This window comes from Psychrobacter aquaticus CMS 56, from assembly GCF_000471625.1.
Taxonomy (GTDB): domain Bacteria; phylum Pseudomonadota; class Gammaproteobacteria; order Pseudomonadales; family Moraxellaceae; genus Psychrobacter; species Psychrobacter aquaticus.
In genome coordinates, this window is record NZ_AUSW01000027.1 from 1 (window position 1) to 16,041 (window position 16,041).

13 protein-coding genes and 1 pseudogene are annotated in these 16,041 nt (G+C 43.2%); 3 read left to right on the top strand and 11 right to left on the bottom strand.

Annotated elements, in window-relative coordinates:
* From M917_RS07295 to M917_RS07320, 5 genes are all read right to left on the bottom strand, one after another.
* The coding region (locus M917_RS07295) for a GTP-binding protein (RefSeq protein ID WP_040642290.1) at nucleotides 1-369 on the bottom strand (369 nt) is incomplete at its 3' end.
* A 223-nt stretch (nucleotides 370-592) separates the two neighbouring features.
* Nucleotides 593-2,719 carry an elongation factor G gene (gene fusA / locus M917_RS07300; protein WP_021814162.1) on the bottom strand — a complete coding sequence of 709 codons (2,127 nt, stop codon included), beginning with the start codon at nucleotides 2,717-2,719 and terminating at the stop codon, nucleotides 593-595.
* Between the two features lie 342 nt (nucleotides 2,720-3,061).
* Complete coding sequence (gene rpsG / locus M917_RS07305) at nucleotides 3,062-3,535, bottom strand: 30S ribosomal protein S7 (RefSeq protein WP_021814163.1); 474 nt, start codon at nucleotides 3,533-3,535, stop codon at nucleotides 3,062-3,064.
* Between the two features lie 221 nt (nucleotides 3,536-3,756).
* The gene (rpsL, locus tag M917_RS07310) at nucleotides 3,757-4,131 is read right to left on the bottom strand and encodes a 30S ribosomal protein S12 (RefSeq protein ID WP_011281154.1); all 375 of its coding nucleotides are present in this window, start codon (nucleotides 4,129-4,131) and stop codon (nucleotides 3,757-3,759) included.
* A gap of 453 nt (nucleotides 4,132-4,584) precedes the next feature.
* Nucleotides 4,585-5,730 (bottom strand): EcsC family protein, encoded by a 1,146-nt coding sequence (locus M917_RS07320; RefSeq protein WP_021814165.1) that lies wholly within the window; start codon nucleotides 5,728-5,730, stop codon nucleotides 4,585-4,587.
* Nucleotides 5,731-6,263: 533 nt separating this feature from the next.
* On the opposite strand from M917_RS07320, the gene M917_RS07325 reads away from it, so the two are divergent.
* The 3 genes and pseudogenes from M917_RS07325 to M917_RS14005 form a co-directional block, all read left to right on the top strand.
* On the top strand, nucleotides 6,264-7,499 hold the full coding sequence (locus M917_RS07325; RefSeq protein WP_021814166.1) for a beta-ketoacyl-ACP synthase II: 1,236 nt from the start codon (nucleotides 6,264-6,266) through the stop codon (nucleotides 7,497-7,499).
* Nucleotides 7,500-7,502: 3 nt separating this feature from the next.
* Complete coding sequence (locus tag M917_RS14000; RefSeq protein ID WP_021814167.1) at nucleotides 7,503-8,216, top strand: hypothetical protein; 714 nt, start codon at nucleotides 7,503-7,505, stop codon at nucleotides 8,214-8,216.
* A 43-nt stretch (nucleotides 8,217-8,259) separates the two neighbouring features.
* Nucleotides 8,260-9,246 (top strand): annotated as a pseudogene (locus M917_RS14005) (anthranilate synthase component I family protein); the annotation flags it as partial.
* Between the two features lie 117 nt (nucleotides 9,247-9,363).
* Here the strand turns inward: M917_RS14005 and hisC are convergent.
* From hisC to M917_RS07365, 6 genes are all read right to left on the bottom strand, one after another.
* Nucleotides 9,364-10,497, bottom strand: coding sequence for a histidinol-phosphate transaminase (gene hisC, locus M917_RS07340; RefSeq protein WP_021814169.1), 1,134 nt, complete (start codon nucleotides 10,495-10,497; stop codon nucleotides 9,364-9,366).
* An 87-nt stretch (nucleotides 10,498-10,584) separates the two neighbouring features.
* Nucleotides 10,585-11,880, bottom strand: a complete 1,296-nt coding sequence (hisD, locus tag M917_RS07345; protein ID WP_021814170.1) for a histidinol dehydrogenase — start codon at nucleotides 11,878-11,880, stop codon at nucleotides 10,585-10,587.
* 429 nt (nucleotides 11,881-12,309) lie between these two features.
* Nucleotides 12,310-13,005, bottom strand: coding sequence for an ATP phosphoribosyltransferase (gene hisG / locus M917_RS07350; RefSeq protein ID WP_021814171.1), 696 nt, complete (start codon nucleotides 13,003-13,005; stop codon nucleotides 12,310-12,312).
* A gap of 146 nt (nucleotides 13,006-13,151) precedes the next feature.
* Nucleotides 13,152-14,420 (bottom strand): UDP-N-acetylglucosamine 1-carboxyvinyltransferase, encoded by a 1,269-nt coding sequence (gene murA, locus M917_RS07355; protein WP_021814172.1) that lies wholly within the window; start codon nucleotides 14,418-14,420, stop codon nucleotides 13,152-13,154.
* A 106-nt stretch (nucleotides 14,421-14,526) separates the two neighbouring features.
* Nucleotides 14,527-14,772: a BolA/IbaG family iron-sulfur metabolism protein gene (locus tag M917_RS07360; RefSeq protein ID WP_025652491.1), complete on the bottom strand. Its 246-nt coding sequence runs from the start codon at nucleotides 14,770-14,772 to the stop codon at nucleotides 14,527-14,529.
* Between the two features lie 212 nt (nucleotides 14,773-14,984).
* Nucleotides 14,985-15,929 (bottom strand): alpha/beta hydrolase, encoded by a 945-nt coding sequence (locus tag M917_RS07365; protein WP_021814173.1) that lies wholly within the window; start codon nucleotides 15,927-15,929, stop codon nucleotides 14,985-14,987.
* Nucleotides 15,930-16,041 lie beyond the last annotated feature (112 nt).

Here is a 16,041-nt window from a genome sequence, read left to right on the forward strand (position 1 = left end):
CGAAAGCAGGATGTGCTCACGAGTCTGTGGCATTGGGCCGTCAGTGGCTGATACGACTAAGATTGCGCCGTCCATTTGAGCGGCACCAGTGATCATGTTTTTAACATAATCGGCGTGACCTGGGCAATCTACGTGAGCATAATGACGTGCGTCTGTGTCATATTCTACGTGTGAGGTGTTGATGGTGATGCCACGTGCTTTTTCTTCTGGGGCTGAGTCAATAGACGCGTAGTCTTTGGCTTCGCCACCAGAGGTGATTGCTGCTACGGTTGCGATTGCAGCGGTAAGGGTTGTTTTACCATGGTCAACGTGTCCGATGGTGCCGACGTTGACGTGTGGCTTTTTGCGTTCAAACTTGGCCTTTGCCATGGGTATTTCCTCTTTTTTTGGGGTCAAATGCTTAGTTCGTATCAATACGATAACTAAGACAATCTTGACCACTTAAGATAAGTGTTAAAAGTGTGCACATAATAATGTGCAGATATTATAAGAAAATCGCGACCAATAACAAGTATTTTAACAAGTTATTGGTGCATTCTATACTGACAACATAGAAACACGTCCTATATTGTCATATTTAATAGATTATTATTTATTCGTCATCATCTTTAGAGTTAAATTTAGAGATGATTTCAGCAGCAACTGATTTTGGAATTTCCGCATATTTCTGGAATTCCATTGAATAAGTAGCACGGCCTTGTGACATTGAGCGCATTTGCGTGGCATAACCAAACATTTCTGATAACGGTACTTCAGCACGAATCTGCTTAGTACCACCAGGCAAGTCTTCCATACCCTGTACTAGACCACGACGACGGTTAAGATCGCCCATGATATCGCCCATGTAGTCTTCAGGTGTTTCCACTTCGACTTTCATGATTGGTTCAAGTAACGCTGGATCAGCTGCCAAGAAACCTTTTCTGAAGGCCATAGAGCCTGCCATCTTAAATGATAGCTCATCAGAGTCAACGTCATGGTAAGAACCATCATAAAGTGTTGCTTTAACGCCAACAACAGGATAGCCAGCAAGTACGCCGTTTTTCATGCGCTCTTGAATACCTTTGTCGACCGCACCATGGAATTCTTTAGGTACAGTACCACCAACAACTTCTTCAGCAAATTCGTATTCAACGTCGCCTGCTGGATCAAGTGGCTCAAGGCGTAACCAAACGTGACCAAATTTACCACGGCCACCAGTTTGACGTACAAATTTGCCTTCTTGCTCAACAGTGCTACGGATTGTTTCACGATAAGCAACCTGCGGCGCACCGATGTTAGCTTCAACGTTAAACTCACGCTTCATACGGTCAACTAGAATTTCTAAATGCAATTCACCCATGCCGCTGATGATTGTCTGACCAGACTCTTCATCTGTATGTACACGGAATGACGGATCTTCTTTTGCCAAACGACCTAAAGCAATTGACATTCTTTCTTGGTCAGCTTTGGTCTTAGGTTCAACCGCTAGGCTGATAACTGGATCTGGGAATTCCATGCGCTCAAGCGTGATAACATTGCTTTCGTCACATAGCGTATCACCAGTCGTTACATCTTTCATGCCAACTAATGCTGCGATATCACCAGTACGAATTTCTGCAAGCTCTTCTTGAGAGTTCGCCATCATCTGTACAATACGGCCAACACGCTCACGCTTCATTTTAACTGGGTTATAAACGCTGCTACCTTGCTTTAGAACACCTGAATAAACACGAACGAAGGTTAAGTTACCAACGAACTTGTCATTCATGATTTTGAATGCTAAAGCTGAAAATGGTGCTTCATCTGACGCTTCACGGGTGCCTTCAGTTTCATCTTTGTCATCAAGGATACCTTTAATAGCAGGTACATCCATTGGCGCTGGAAGATACTGAATAACTGCATCCAGCATCTTTTGTACACCCTTGTTTTTAAAGGCAGTACCACAAAGAAGTGGAATGATTTCGTTATCAATCGTCAACTGACGAATGGCACTGTTAATCTGATCTACAGACAATTCGCCGCTTTCAAGATACTCATTCATGAGCTCTTCGTTTGCTTCAGCAGCGCTTTCTACAAGATATTCGCGATACTCTTCCGCTTTTTCTTGTAGTTCAGTTGGGATGTCACGTTCATCATATTCCATGCCTTGAGACGCTTCATCCCAATAAATAGCTTTCATGGTTACTAGATCAACAACACCTTCAAAGTCATCTTCTTTGCCAATTGGGATAACCAATGGTACTGGCTTACCACCAAGACGGGTTTTGATTTGCTCAATAACGCGATAGAAATCAGCACCAACACGATCCATTTTATTTACAAATGCAAGACGTGGCACTTTATATTTGTTCGCCTGACGCCATACGGTCTCAGACTGTGGCTGAACGCCGCCTACTGCACAGTAAACCATGCAAGCGCCATCAAGTACACGCATAGAACGTTCAACTTCGATCGTGAAATCAACGTGACCAGGGGTGTCAATAATATTGATGCGGTGTTCGTCAAACTGTTTTCCCATACCTGACCAAAAACAAGTTGTTGCCGCTGAGGTAATAGTAATACCGCGCTCTTGTTCTTGTTCCATCCAGTCCATGGTAGCTGCGCCATCATGTACTTCGCCAATCTTGTGACTAACACCGGTATAGAATAAAACACGCTCAGTAGTGGTTGTCTTACCAGCATCGATATGCGCTGAGATACCAATATTACGATAGCGGTTTAGGGGAGTTTTACGAGCCATAGTGTTTTCCTAGGAAAAGTCGTGTATATAATAATGTATTGTGTCTCTACCTCATACTCTATGACAAAGCTGTCAGCTTCGTAATATTACTTACTGATTATTGAGCCTAATATGGACAAAAAAAGAGCAAATACTAAGAATATTGCGGTATCAAATTTGGGACGCTCTATGCTAAAAAATATATTTTTAGAAAGGCATCTAGATAGATATCCGCCATCTCAGTTACTAGTGGATAAACCCTACTAACAACATGATTAATGATGGCGGTAATCAATAGAATAAATAACAATCTAAGATTAGTTGACGTGAGCCAATAATCTAAAGCTACTATTCAACAGTAGCTTAAAAACGGTAATGAGAGAATGCTTTGTTAGCATCTGCCATGCGATGAACTTCGTCACGCTTTTTCATAGCAGCGCCTTTGCCATCAGCAGCATCATTCAATTCGCCTGCCAAACGCAAAGCCATTGATTTCTCAGAACGCTTAGCAGCAGCTTCTGCTAACCAACGCATAGCCAAGGCAGTACGACGGGAGGGGCGTACTTCCATTGGTACTTGGTAGGTTGCACCGCCGACGCGGCGAGCTTTTACTTCTACCATTGGGCGTACATTTTCAAGTACTTCTTCGAAGAAAGATACTGGATCTTCGATCTTGCGCTTTTCACTTACTGTTTCAAGTGCACCGTAAACGATACGCTCAGCAGTAGATTTTTTACCATGACTCATTACATGGTTGATGAATTTTGCAACAGTTTGGCTACCAAACTTAGGATCCGGTAGGATCTCACGGGTAGCAACGACGCGACGTCTTGGCATAATAAATTTCCTTATCTTCAGGAGTGTCTAACATTCACAACATCATACTTGTCAATAAGACATAGTTACGAGTTGTCAGTTAGCCTTACTGCATGGTGGTATGTTTTAAAAGTAGCTGATCGATATAAAATTACTGATATACCAATCATATTACCGCTGACACCAAACCCATGCACAGTTATTGGATAGTGCAAAAAACTTTAGTTAATAACGTTTAGCTATTAAACTTTAGGCTTCTTAGCACCGTACTTAGAGCGACCTTGCTTACGGTCTTTAACGCCTGCGCAATCTAGTGCACCGCGAACCGTGTGATAACGTACACCTGGTAGATCTTTTACACGACCACCGCGGATAAGAACAACACTGTGCTCTTGTAGGTTATGACCTTCGCCGCCAATGTAGCTTGATACTTCATAGCCTGAAGTCAAACGTACACGACATACTTTACGCATGGCTGAGTTAGGTTTTTTTGGCGTGGTAGTATATACACGAGTACATACACCGCGACGCTGTGGGCACGCTTCCAACGCAGGAACTTTTGACTTTTCCTTGATGGTTTTGCGGCCTTTACGAATCAATTGGTTAGTTGTTGCCATAAGGCATCCTTCTCCCGTTTGGTATAAAACAAAAAAATGGAGTATTACACCATCTATCTGACGTTAGTGACAGATTTTGGCGCACCCATTTTTAGGACAGTGTATTATAAAGAGTTGTTGCAGCTATTTCAACCACTTATGAGTAGTTGTGCTTTACAATATTTGCTAGATATGCAGTCAACCTATTTCGATACCATTTTCTCTGTTTTTAATTAAAAACTAACTGCAAAAACGGGTTATTAAACATGGCTTTAAAAGCAGGTGCATTTACAATTTAGGTAAAGCATTGAGTATTAAAAAATAGCAATTTATGAGCACTAGATGGCGATACTATCTTAGATTTCAAGAGAGATAAGATAGTATCGCCAATCTTAGAGATAGTTAACTAGCTGATTCCAACTTTGCTAGTTTGGTTAAAAGAAGACCATATAAAAATAGACGTGCAGATTCTGTTTACTTGCTTGGCTTGTCGGTGACTTTATCTACCTGAGCTGATGTGTCATCGGATGATTCATCTGCCTTACTCTTTTGCTTATCGTTTTCTTGCTTAGTGTCTTTGTTTATGGTGTCTTTTGTCTGGTTACCTTCCTGCTTCTCACTACTTTCCTGCTCATTACTATCAGTAGGTTTTTTGACCTCTGCTTCATTACTACTATCATCTGTGATAGCACGGTTGGCAAGTTTTGCCTCTGGCGCAAAAGTTGCTTGAGCCACACCAATCACTTCATCAATCAATTGACTGTTATAGCGCATACCAATGATGACGGCGGTGGCTGGTAAGAAACGACGCACCCATGACAAATTGATTTGATCCAAATCGATGCCAACTTGACTGGCAATACTATCAATTTGCTCAGCATAAAAATTAACGTTTTTATTTTTCAGGCCTAAGTTTTTAAGCTCACTATGTAAACCGTTGCTTTGAGCATTATCTAGTAGACCTTTGCCGATACCGATACCTGCAAGTAAAGCTTGCTTCTCTTGCATTTTGCTTAGGTCAGCATTTGAGAGCAGCTCATAAGCCATTTTGATACCTTGTTTACCTGTCAGTGGCTTATTGTATACAGCACCCAACTGATAAATAGTTCTTAATGATACCAACAATACCCACAATGTGTCAGCCAGCATACCTGGAAGCCCAGCCAGACCAGTCAAACCGCCCATCGTCGCCAATGCGCGGTTTTGATTGGCGATATCGGTAGCTAATGCATAACGCTCTTCGTCATCTAAGCTTGCGACACTGGCAAACCGATGCTCATTAGGCAAATCAATTTGACTCCAATTAGACGCAAGTTTGGCTACTTGAGCGAAAGCCCCATCGACTGTCGATTGGAAAAAACTGTTTGGTACTACCTTTTTGGCATATTTACCATAAGTTGCAAAACGTGGCCCCAGCAACTGCTGAGTCGCCTTCAACGTTTGCTCCCGAAATAAATCTTGCTGATAGTCTTCATCGCCCAAATTAACCGCTTTATATTGACGCGGCTTGCTGGTTTTAGCATTCATACCATCGATCAAAGCGCCCATACGCTCTAAGTTATTACGCGTAAAAGATCCTACAGTATTGATGCTTTTAGAGAGAGTGCTACGCTTTGCCATCGGAATATCCTTTAATAAAGAAGAAGTTTAATTTTGTTTTATTATATAAAAATACTGACTATGTCATTCTAGCGAACCACTGTGGTTGATGTCAGTGCGAACAATGTTATCGCTATCACAAATTTTGTATCTAAAAGTATAACTTAATTTTTGTCTAACTTAACCATAGCCTTTAGTTCACCCACATTGTTTTTCATAAATAGCAAAGCAACTGCTTGAATAAAAGGGCTTCATAGCCACTCACTTTCTCATTACCTTGTAGCCATAGAAGCTATCTCGCCATTATTTTACACTTGTCCAAAGATTTTCAACGCTTGATACGTTATCATGTGCCGTAAGTTAGAGCATAATTGTACACTGAATTGATATCGTCTTTAATATACTGTAGTTACTTTAATTCATGCTATCGTTATCTACATAGACTATTTTTTCACTATAATGCTCAAATTAATTAATAGTTAAACCTCATATATAGATTTACAACGATTATTGCATGTCAATAGCTGCAAATCGTTACTCATAAGGAATAGAATATGCGTCGCGTCGTTATCACTGGAGCAGGGATTGTCTCTTGTATCGGACATGATTTAGCCACGGTCACTACTGCTCTTAAAGAAGGAAAGTCTGGTATTACGTTCAATGACTCTTATGCTGAGCATGAGTTTAAGTCACACGTTAGTGGCAGTATCGATCAATCACTGCTTGATACCAGCGGTATCGATCGTAAATTGAAGCGGTTTTTTAGTGATGCCAGTCTCTATGCTTATGTTAGCGCACTAAACGCGATTGAACACTCAGGTTTATCCCTTGAGACTATTAATAGTAATCCACGTGTGGGCTTAGTAGCGAGCTCGGGCGGTGCATCGACAGAAAATATCGTTAATGCTGTGGATGCCATGCGCGAAAAAGGCCTTCGCGGTGTCGGCGCCATGGCGGTGCCAAAAACCATGGGCAGCTCGGTATCAGCAGCACTGGCAACAGGTCTAAAAATCCAAGGGGTTTCTTACTCTCTCGCTTCTGCTTGCGCAACGTCAACCCATTGTATCGGTCATGCTGCTGAGTTAATTCAGCTAGGCAAAGCCGACGTGGTGCTGGCTGGCGGTAGTGAATCTGAGCATTGGACACAGTCTTGCATGTTTGATGCCATGGGTGCGGTTAGCACTCAATATAATGACACGCCAACACTGGCATCAAGAGCTTATGACAAGAATCGTGATGGTTTTGTGATTGCAGCTGGTGGTGCTATGGTTGTCGTTGAAAGTTTAGAGCATGCCCAAGCACGTGGCGCCAATATTTTAGCCGAAATCGTCGGTTATGGTGCCAGCTCTGATGGCGCAGAAATGGTCGCTCCAAGTGGTGAAGGTGCTGTACGTTGTATGCAACAAGCATTGGCTGAAGCGGGCTTGGAGAGCGTTGATTACATCAATAGCCATGGCACTAGTACGCCACTAGGTGATATGACTGAGCTTAAAGCCATTGCAAAAGTATTTGGTGATGATGTCAGTAAAGTACCCGCTATCAGCTCGACCAAATCTATGACAGGCCATAGCTTGGGTGCGGTCGGTGCGCAAGAGCTGATTTATTGCTTATTGATGCTAAAAGAAGGTTTTATTGCCCCAAGCATTAATGTTGAAGAATTAGATCCTGCCGCTGAAGGCTTTGATATCGTCACTCAAATGCGTGAAGCCAAGCTTGAAACGCTAATGAGCAACAGCTTTGGCTTTGGTGGTACTAACGCTACCCTAATTATCAAAAAATTTGACGCTTAGCATATGCTTGCAGCACATCATAATACAACGGAGCAGACAGCTTCTGCCATCTCGCCAGCTACCAAACCTAGCTGGCGTTTTGGTGACTTGTCTGCGGCAGCATTGATGCCACAATTACAAAAGCATCTAGCAGCGCAAGATACTGAGGCGAACTGGCAACTGGTTTGGCTCAATAATGATGGCAGACCAGTGATTGGTTTGCTGCCTAAAACCAGCTGGTCGGTTTATCCTACCAATCACACACTGTCTAATGAATCATCAACGCCTTATAAAGTCATCAAACATTGCCGTGATGCTTGTCTTTCTCATAATACTAAGCACAACGCCATCACCACCACCCATATGAGCTATGTGGCATGGCAGCACGAGTTAATTACTTATAGTCAAACCTATGACAAGCATAGCAATGATTCAAAACCATCGAATAACGCAAATGACAAACCAAGCTACCATCATGGCTTAGTAGGTTTTATCGGTTATGACATGTCCGCACGCGACCTAAGTCCAGCTGCCGACATTAAACTGGCAACGCAGCCTTGTGCCGTACTGGGACATTATGATATTTATCTGACACCCGCTGATGAATATAGTGACTCTGCTTGGACATTAACTGTGAACGAAACCCATAATACATTTGATGAGACTGACAATAAAAAAAACGCACTCGTGACAACGCTTATCTCCTATTTAGATGCTTTAGAAAAAAAATTAGTCTGATAAACATCTTAATCAGGCGGAGTTTGAAACATTATTAAAGCCGACTCCTTTAATACTAACAGCGCGATGGCATAAGCATCATTACCAGCAAGCCTTTAATCAAACCCAAAACTATCTAGAGCAAGGTGACTGTTATCAAATCAATTTGACTCAAGAGTGGTATGGCTGCCTTCCCCATAAAGACAAACGCGGTGAACCCCTCTCCTCTCTCATTGATTACTTACCCAGTCTGCATCGTAATACCCATGCGCCATTTGCAGGGTATTTGAGCACCAAATATATGGGCGATAAAACCCATATCAATAGGCAAGACTGTACTACTAAACCAAATAAAATGACTGAACAACAAAGCCATTTTGAATTACTAAGCTGCTCTCCAGAATTGTTTTTTACGTTTAATAAAGACAATCAGACTGGCAGCCACTACATCCACACCAAGCCAATCAAAGGAACGATGCCGCGCGGTGCAACGGCTGAACAAGACCATATCTATAAGCAACAACTGATAAATAGTGAAAAAGATCGTGCCGAAAACGTCATGATTGTCGATTTACTGCGTAATGACTTGGGTAAATATGCCAAGATAGGTAGCGTGAAAGTACCAAAATTATTTGCGATCGAAAGTTTTAGCAATGTCCATCATATGGTTAGTACGATCAGCGCTGAGCTAAAGACAGATACCCATCCACTGACGGTATTATTTGGTAGTCTACCTGCCGGCTCTATCACTGGTACACCCAAAAAGCGGGCAGTTGAAATTATTTCTGAACTAGAAACAGGCCCGCGCGGTGCTTACTGCGGCACCATGGGTTATATGAATTTTGATGGTAGTGGTCAATGGAATGTGCTGATTCGCACGCTGCAAGCCAGCATCTCACCAGACAATGAGTTAGATAAAGGCAGATACATCAATTTATGGGCTGGTGGCGGTATTACTGTCGCTTCTGATTGCGATGCTGAATATCAAGAGTGCTTAGATAAGGTGGGCAACCTACTGTCAGTACTTGCCCAAGATAACCTGAGCAAATAAAATTAAGTATTGTCTTAAGAAATAATCAAAAACAAAGCCTGCTTAACATTACGTTAGCAGGCTTGTCTTTAACACTCATTAGTAACATCAATCGATATAGACATAGCAAGCAAGTCATTAACCAGCTGTAACGCCAGTATCTATATGTAGCTCTTTTAAAGCATCAATCAAACGCTGATTTTGCTCTGCCGTACCAACCGTAATACGTAGGTAGTCTGCAATACGCGGCTTATCAAAATGACGAACGATAATACCCTGCTCACGCAATGCACTGGCGACCGCACTCGCATTGCCATCTTTAGGACGGACAAACACGAAGTTTGCGTGTGATGGCAGCACCTCATAATCCAATACAGTCAGCTCCGCTGTTAAAGATTGACGCAAATCAATCACTTGCTGACGGGTTTTCTCAAAATAATCGATATCTAACACACTGGCAGTCGCACCCACTTGTGCCAATTTATCTAAGGGATAGCTATTAAAACTGTTTTTCATACGCGTTAGTGCTTCAATCAGCGACGGGTTGCCAAAAGCCATACCAACACGTAATCCAGCAAGCGAACGTGACTTTGAAAAGGTCTGCGTCACTAGAATATTATCGCAGTCATTGATCAAGCTCACTGCTGAGACCTGAGCGTCTGAATTGCCATCTTTTATATGAGCAAAATCGATATAAGCCTCATCAATCACAACCACTGCGTTCGAATGCTCACTAGCCAGTTTACGAATATCGGCAAGCGATAATAATAAACCAGTCGGCGCATTGGGATTGGCAATAATAATACCGCTACAAGGCTGGCGATATGTATCGGGGTCGATACTGAAATCTTCTTCTAATGCTATTTGTACCAGCTCTACACCAAATGTCTGTGCATATACTGGATAAAAGCTATAACTAATATCAGGCGCTAATACCGGGCGCTCTTTCATAAAGAAGCTAGCGAACACCAGTGCCAACACTTCATCCGAGCCATTACCCACGAATACTTGGTTAACATCAAGATCGTACAGTTGCGCCAATGCGGCACGTAAATCATCAGACTCAGGCGCTGGATACAAACGCAAGTCATCCGCCTGCTGCTCCAAAATTTTAGCGATGGCTTCCCCTACTTTTGGTGAGGGCGGAAATGGGTTTTCGTTGGTATTTAATTTGCATAAATTGTCATGTTGCGGCTGTTCACCAGGGACATAAGGTGACAAATTGCGTGCTTTAGATGACCAAAGTCTGGTATCTGTTTTTAACTCACTCATAAATTATCCTACTATTAGCCATAAAGGCTATTAACAATAAATTCCAAAAGTAATTTTTAAGGTGGTTTTTAAAAGTACCAAAACATATTACTGGTAACGGTAACGAGCCGAACGCGCATGAGCTTCTAGATCCTCACGTTGCGCTAAAATATCTGCCGTTTCTGCCAACGGCTTACTGCCAGCTTCACTACAATAAATAATGGATGACTTCTTCTGGAAGTCATAAACCCCTAGCGGCGAAGAAAAACGGGCAGTACCGGATGTCGGTAGTACATGATTCGGCCCTGCACAGTAGTCGCCAATCGCTTCTGGTGTATGACGACCCATAAAGATAGCGCCAGCGTGACGAATATCCGCAAGCAGCGCGTCAGGGTCATCAACAGACAACTCCAAATGCTCAGGCGCAATTCGGTTGATAAGTGCCATGCCCTCTGCTCTGTCTTTCACTAAAACAAGCGCGCCACGATTTTTTAGCGAATCACGAGCGATATCCGCTTTTGGCAATTCTGCCAATGCTTTTTCTATCTCAGTAGCGACTGCTGCTAATTGCTCGCTACTTGTCGTGACAAAGATGGCCTGCGCGATGCGGTCATGCTCTGCTTGTGACAACAAATCCATTGCTAGCCAGTCAGCGCGATCTTGCGCCTCGCCCTCTGCATATACCAGCACTTCTGAAGGACCAGCTATCATATCGATACCAACTTGTCCAAATACTGCACGTTTGGCCGCCGCGACGTATTTATTACCGGGTCCTGTGATTTTGTCTACTGCTGGAATCGTTTCCGTCCCATAAGCCAATGCTGCCACAGCCTGTGCGCCGCCAATGGTAAAAACGCGATCAACTTGCGCCAAATGCGCCGCTGCCAATACCAAAGGATTTAGTACGCCATTTGGGGCTGGCACGACCATGATGACCTCAGCGACGCCAGCTACTTTGGCTGGAATGGCATTCATCAGCACAGAAGAAGGATACGAGGCAAGGCCGCCCGGCACATAAATACCCACGCGATCAAGCGGCGTGACTTTTTGACCCAAGCGATTGCCCAGCTCATCTTCATACTGCCACGTCTCTTGTATTTGACGTTCATGAAAAGTCTGCACACGCGTCGCTGCCGTGGTCAATGCTGTTTTTATTTTATCATCAAGATTGGCAAACGCTTCAGCAAGTGACTCTTGAGAAAGCTCTAGCTCTTGTATCGTCGATGCTGGATGCTGATCAAAATGCTGGGTCAACGCCAGTACTGCGCTATCACCATCATGACGCACTTGCGCAATGATATCGTCAACGGTCTTTAATAAATCGGCATCATTGACGGTTTCAAAAGCAAGCAATTGGGTCAATTGACTGTCAAAATCGGCATCTTGAGTACTTAATTGGCGCATGACTGAATCCTGTGGTTAAACATAGAACACGGTTATAAGAATTTAAAAAATCAAAAATTGCTATAAGCTATAGTTTATATAGCGGCTGTATAAAATTCACACCAGCAAAACAGTAACCTTTTTAAAGTGGATCAATGATATATCAACGTATTTATTATCTTTTCACTTAATTATACTGGCATCTCACTTAGATTATACTGGGCTTTTGTTTTCTGGCAAGTAATACCAATCTCAAAAATCAGAGTAGTAAGAAAAATGAGTGCCAGTGCCACGCATGGCAAGCTAAGCGCTTAATGCGGCTACTTGTATTTTTTGGGTTTGGTATAAAGACAATAAAACCAGTTTAGCACGCTATGTCTATCATAGAACGCCAAACTGGTTTGAAAATTTGTATAACAAGACTTTGTATTATCAATGATTACCGCTGACTCATGAAGCGCTAGCAATACTGTTTTTGAAACTGTCCAAAATCGGTTCAAGTAAGGCAAATTTGCGCTTATAGCTCACTTGATTAACGATCAGACGTGAGGAGACATCACAGATATGGTCGCGTGCTTCGAGTCCATTAGCGCGTAAGGTGTTGCCAGTATCTACCACATCGACGATCAAATCACCTAAGCCAACCAAAGGCGCAAGCTCCATAGAACCATAAAGTTTGATCACATCCACTTGCTGACCTTGGCTAGCAAAATAAGCACGAGCAACATTGACGTATTTGGTGGCAATACGCAAACGACGATTGGGTAATGGCGCACCTTTAACACCAGCAGTCATCAACTTACACTGAGCAATCTGCAAATCAAGTAATTCATAAACATGATTGGCGCCATGCTCCAGTAATACATCTTTACCCGCCACACCAAAGTCAGCAGCACCATGCTCTACATAGGTTGGTACATCGCTAGCACGCAAAATCAATACACGCACATTGGGGTTTGAGGTTGGAAAAATAAGTTTGCGCGACGCTTCAGGATCTTCTAGCAAGTCGACACCAGCCGCACGTAGCAATGGCATGGTCTCCTCTAAAATACGACCCTTTGATAAGGCCAGCGTTAAGCCTGAGAACTCATCATTTACTTCGTTCAATAAACCGCTGGCGGGTATTGGTTTGGTTGCTTCAGTCATAATGACATCGTGTCCATATACAGTGGGCATCCTCATTAAAGAGAATTTTTTAATTTCATAACGCCAAACTTTCAATCAATTTCACAATGCAACTACTATCTATCAATAACATACCTATCAAAGCTTACTTGATAAGACTATTAATATCAGTCCTTGTTATTGATACGCTCGATCGTGACACCAAGGGCGCGCAGTTTATTTTCGACATCCTCATAACCACGATCAATATGATAAATACGATCAATCAAGCTATCGCCTTCAGCAGTCGCGGCAGCCATCACCAATGACATAGACGCACGTAAATCAGTTGCCATCACTGGGGCTGCTGTAAAGTTCTCAACTCCTTTTACCACTGCTGTATGACCGTCAACTTGGATAGAAGCGCCTAGACGGTTAAGCTCAGGCACATGCATATAACGGTTTTCGAAAATATTCTCTATGAATGTACTCGTGCCATTAGCCAAACATGCAATCGCCATTACTTGTGCTTGCATGTCTGTTGGAAAGCCGGGATGGGGCTGAGTGCGAATATCAACTGGCTTTGGACGCCCTTTCATCTGCGCCCGAATCCAGTCATCGCCCGTGGTAATAATTGCACCCATGGCTTCAAATTTTTCAAGCACAGGGTGTAATAAAGACGCCGTGGTTTTTTTGGTTAATACATCACCGCGAGTCATCAACGCGCCAGCAAGATACGAACCTGTCTCGATGCGATCTGCTACCACAGAATACTCACAGCCATGCAGACGCTCAACGCCTTCGATAGTCATGGTTGCCGTACCGATGCCGCTAATTTTAGCACCCATGGCAACCAACATATTGGCCAGATCAACGACTTCTGGCTCTAACGCACAGTTGCCCAGAACCGTCGTACCTTTGGCAAGCGCTGCTGCCATAATGACATTTTCAGTACCGCCAACAGTAATCATATCAAATGAGAAATGACACCCAAGCAATCTACCACCTTTTGGTGCTCGCGCTTTTACATAGCCATTTTCTACGCTAATCTCAGCGCCCATTGCTTCAAACGCTTTAAGATGCTGATCAACTGGACGCGAACCAATCGCACAGCCGCCCGGCAATGAGACTTCTGCTTCACCAAAACGCGCCAATAATGGCCCTAACACCAAAATCGATGCACGCATGGTTTTTACCAAATCATACGGCGCATAAAAATTATCGATACTCTTGGTATCACAAGTAACCGTATCGTCTTGTTTTTGGATATGGATACCCATGCCACCGATCAATTCTATCAACGTCCGTACATCTTGTAATGATGGCACATTGTGCAATGTCGTTGGGGTCTCAGCCAATATCATGGCTGCCAATAACGGTAAAGCGGCATTTTTGGCGCCAGAAATAGTAACTTCCCCTGCGATACGACTACTACCGGTGATTAAAAATTGATCCATAAACGTGACAACCTAGCGATAAGTATAAAAATAATGAAAACCAAACCCTCTAAAACCGATCGTCTAAGCAATCTATTCTATGAAGTTTAATCCTATAAATAGTGATTTAGCCTTTTGATTGAACATCCCATTCAGCAGGCGTTAGTGCTTGAATATTGAGCGCATGAATATCGCCACTCGCAATCTTATCATTGACGAGCGCATAGATCGCTTGCTGGCGCTGAACGGCACGTTTGCCTTCAAAGCTAGCATCGACCACACGTACATCAAACTTATTGCCTTGATTGGCAGCTTGAATAAAAGCATCTGGGAAATGAGTTTGTAAAAATGCGATCAAATCGTCAGCGTTCATGCTCATAGAATATTCTGCCTTACAGTAAAGTGGGGTGGAGATTCTGAAATGGAAATTTAAAGTGCCGATATTATAACAAGAGTTTGCGCATCTTACAGTACTGTCTTACGCAACTGCTTGGAAGTAGAAGTAATAGCGTATAGTCGATTCTAAATAAAATAGATATATTCTAATGCTGAACTGACTATAAAGTAGCTACACGACCGTATGGATTATTTTAGCGTTTTGTCTAAATAGGTTAATACTTGGGCGCGAACATCATTAACCCAGCGTAGTGGCGGCGCCATTGCTCCAATACTGGTGGCATGGCTGGCACCTCTGATTTCCCCAGTTTCAACAATGACACCAGCTTTTTGTAGCGCGTTGGTCATTTTAATACTATTGGTGGCATGAACCACTTTGTCTTTTTCGGCGGTCAATAATAGATAAGGTGGCTGCGCGCCTTTAATCTGACGATCTGGCATGACGTCATCTGGCGTCGCACCTGCGCCAAAGGCTGTCGCGCTACTGAATTTACGAAAATCATAGCTGTAAGGACCAGCGATGCCAATCACCGCAGCAAGATCTTTTGGCTTGACACCATATGGCGCTAAAAAGTCTTCGTTAGCGACTGCGGCAACTGCATTGAACGCGCCAGCAGAATGTCCTATTACCGCTAAACGCTCAGGATCAGCATGAAAGTTTTTTGCATTGTCATAACTCCACGCTATCGCTTGTGCTGCATCTTTCACATAGTCAGGATATACATGCTCAGGCGCTTTACGGTAATTAATCACGGCAGTGATATAGCCTGCTTGCGCCAAGCTCTGTCCAACAAAAGCATATTCTTCTTTGTTGCCACTTTCCCATGAGCCACCATGGACAAATACCACCATGGGATATGTGGTCTCTATCACACTTTGGGTTTTCATTGCTTGTGCTAAAGGCTTTGGATAGTAAATATCTAAATCTTGTGAGGGTTCATCGCCATATAGAATGTCTTTGCTCACACCAACACCACCATTTGCGGTGATGCCATTGACGATGGCCAGCGCTGATAACGCTTGTGCTTGCTGCGTGGCCAGCGCAATGCCGCCTATCGCTAATGCAGCCGTAACGCCTACCCCTGTCAATGTATGTGCTTTGGTTTTTGCTGTGCCTTTACTTGAAACCTTCATAACCAGTATTCCTATTATATGTCAGTCAATGATTGGTAAGTAGAATGATGACCTTTTGCGGTACTGTTGGCGCGGTTTTATCTACTTTCACGGTTCATATATTACGTTCTGA

Bases quoted from the DNA above. Each gene is read 5' to 3' on its own strand.
- fusA (WP_021814162.1), bottom strand. From the start codon at position 2,719: ATGGCTCGTAAAACTCCCCTAAACCGCTATCGTAATATTGGTATCTCA.
- rpsG (WP_021814163.1), bottom strand. From the start codon at position 3,535: ATGCCAAGACGTCGCGTCGTTGCTACCCGTGAGATCCTACCGGATCCT.
- rpsL (WP_011281154.1), bottom strand. From the start codon at position 4,131: ATGGCAACAACTAACCAATTGATTCGTAAAGGCCGCAAAACCATCAAG.
- M917_RS07320 (WP_021814165.1), bottom strand. From the start codon at position 5,730: ATGGCAAAGCGTAGCACTCTCTCTAAAAGCATCAATACTGTAGGATCT.
- M917_RS07325 (WP_021814166.1), top strand. From the start codon at position 6,264: ATGCGTCGCGTCGTTATCACTGGAGCAGGGATTGTCTCTTGTATCGGA.
- M917_RS14000 (WP_021814167.1), top strand. From the start codon at position 7,503: ATGCTTGCAGCACATCATAATACAACGGAGCAGACAGCTTCTGCCATC.
- hisC (WP_021814169.1), bottom strand. From the start codon at position 10,497: ATGAGTGAGTTAAAAACAGATACCAGACTTTGGTCATCTAAAGCACGC.
- hisD (WP_021814170.1), bottom strand. From the start codon at position 11,880: ATGCGCCAATTAAGTACTCAAGATGCCGATTTTGACAGTCAATTGACC.
- hisG (WP_021814171.1), bottom strand. From the start codon at position 13,005: ATGACTGAAGCAACCAAACCAATACCCGCCAGCGGTTTATTGAACGAA.
- murA (WP_021814172.1), bottom strand. From the start codon at position 14,420: ATGGATCAATTTTTAATCACCGGTAGTAGTCGTATCGCAGGGGAAGTT.
- M917_RS07360 (WP_025652491.1), bottom strand. From the start codon at position 14,772: ATGAACGCTGACGATTTGATCGCATTTTTACAAACTCATTTCCCAGAT.
- M917_RS07365 (WP_021814173.1), bottom strand. From the start codon at position 15,929: ATGAAGGTTTCAAGTAAAGGCACAGCAAAAACCAAAGCACATACATTG.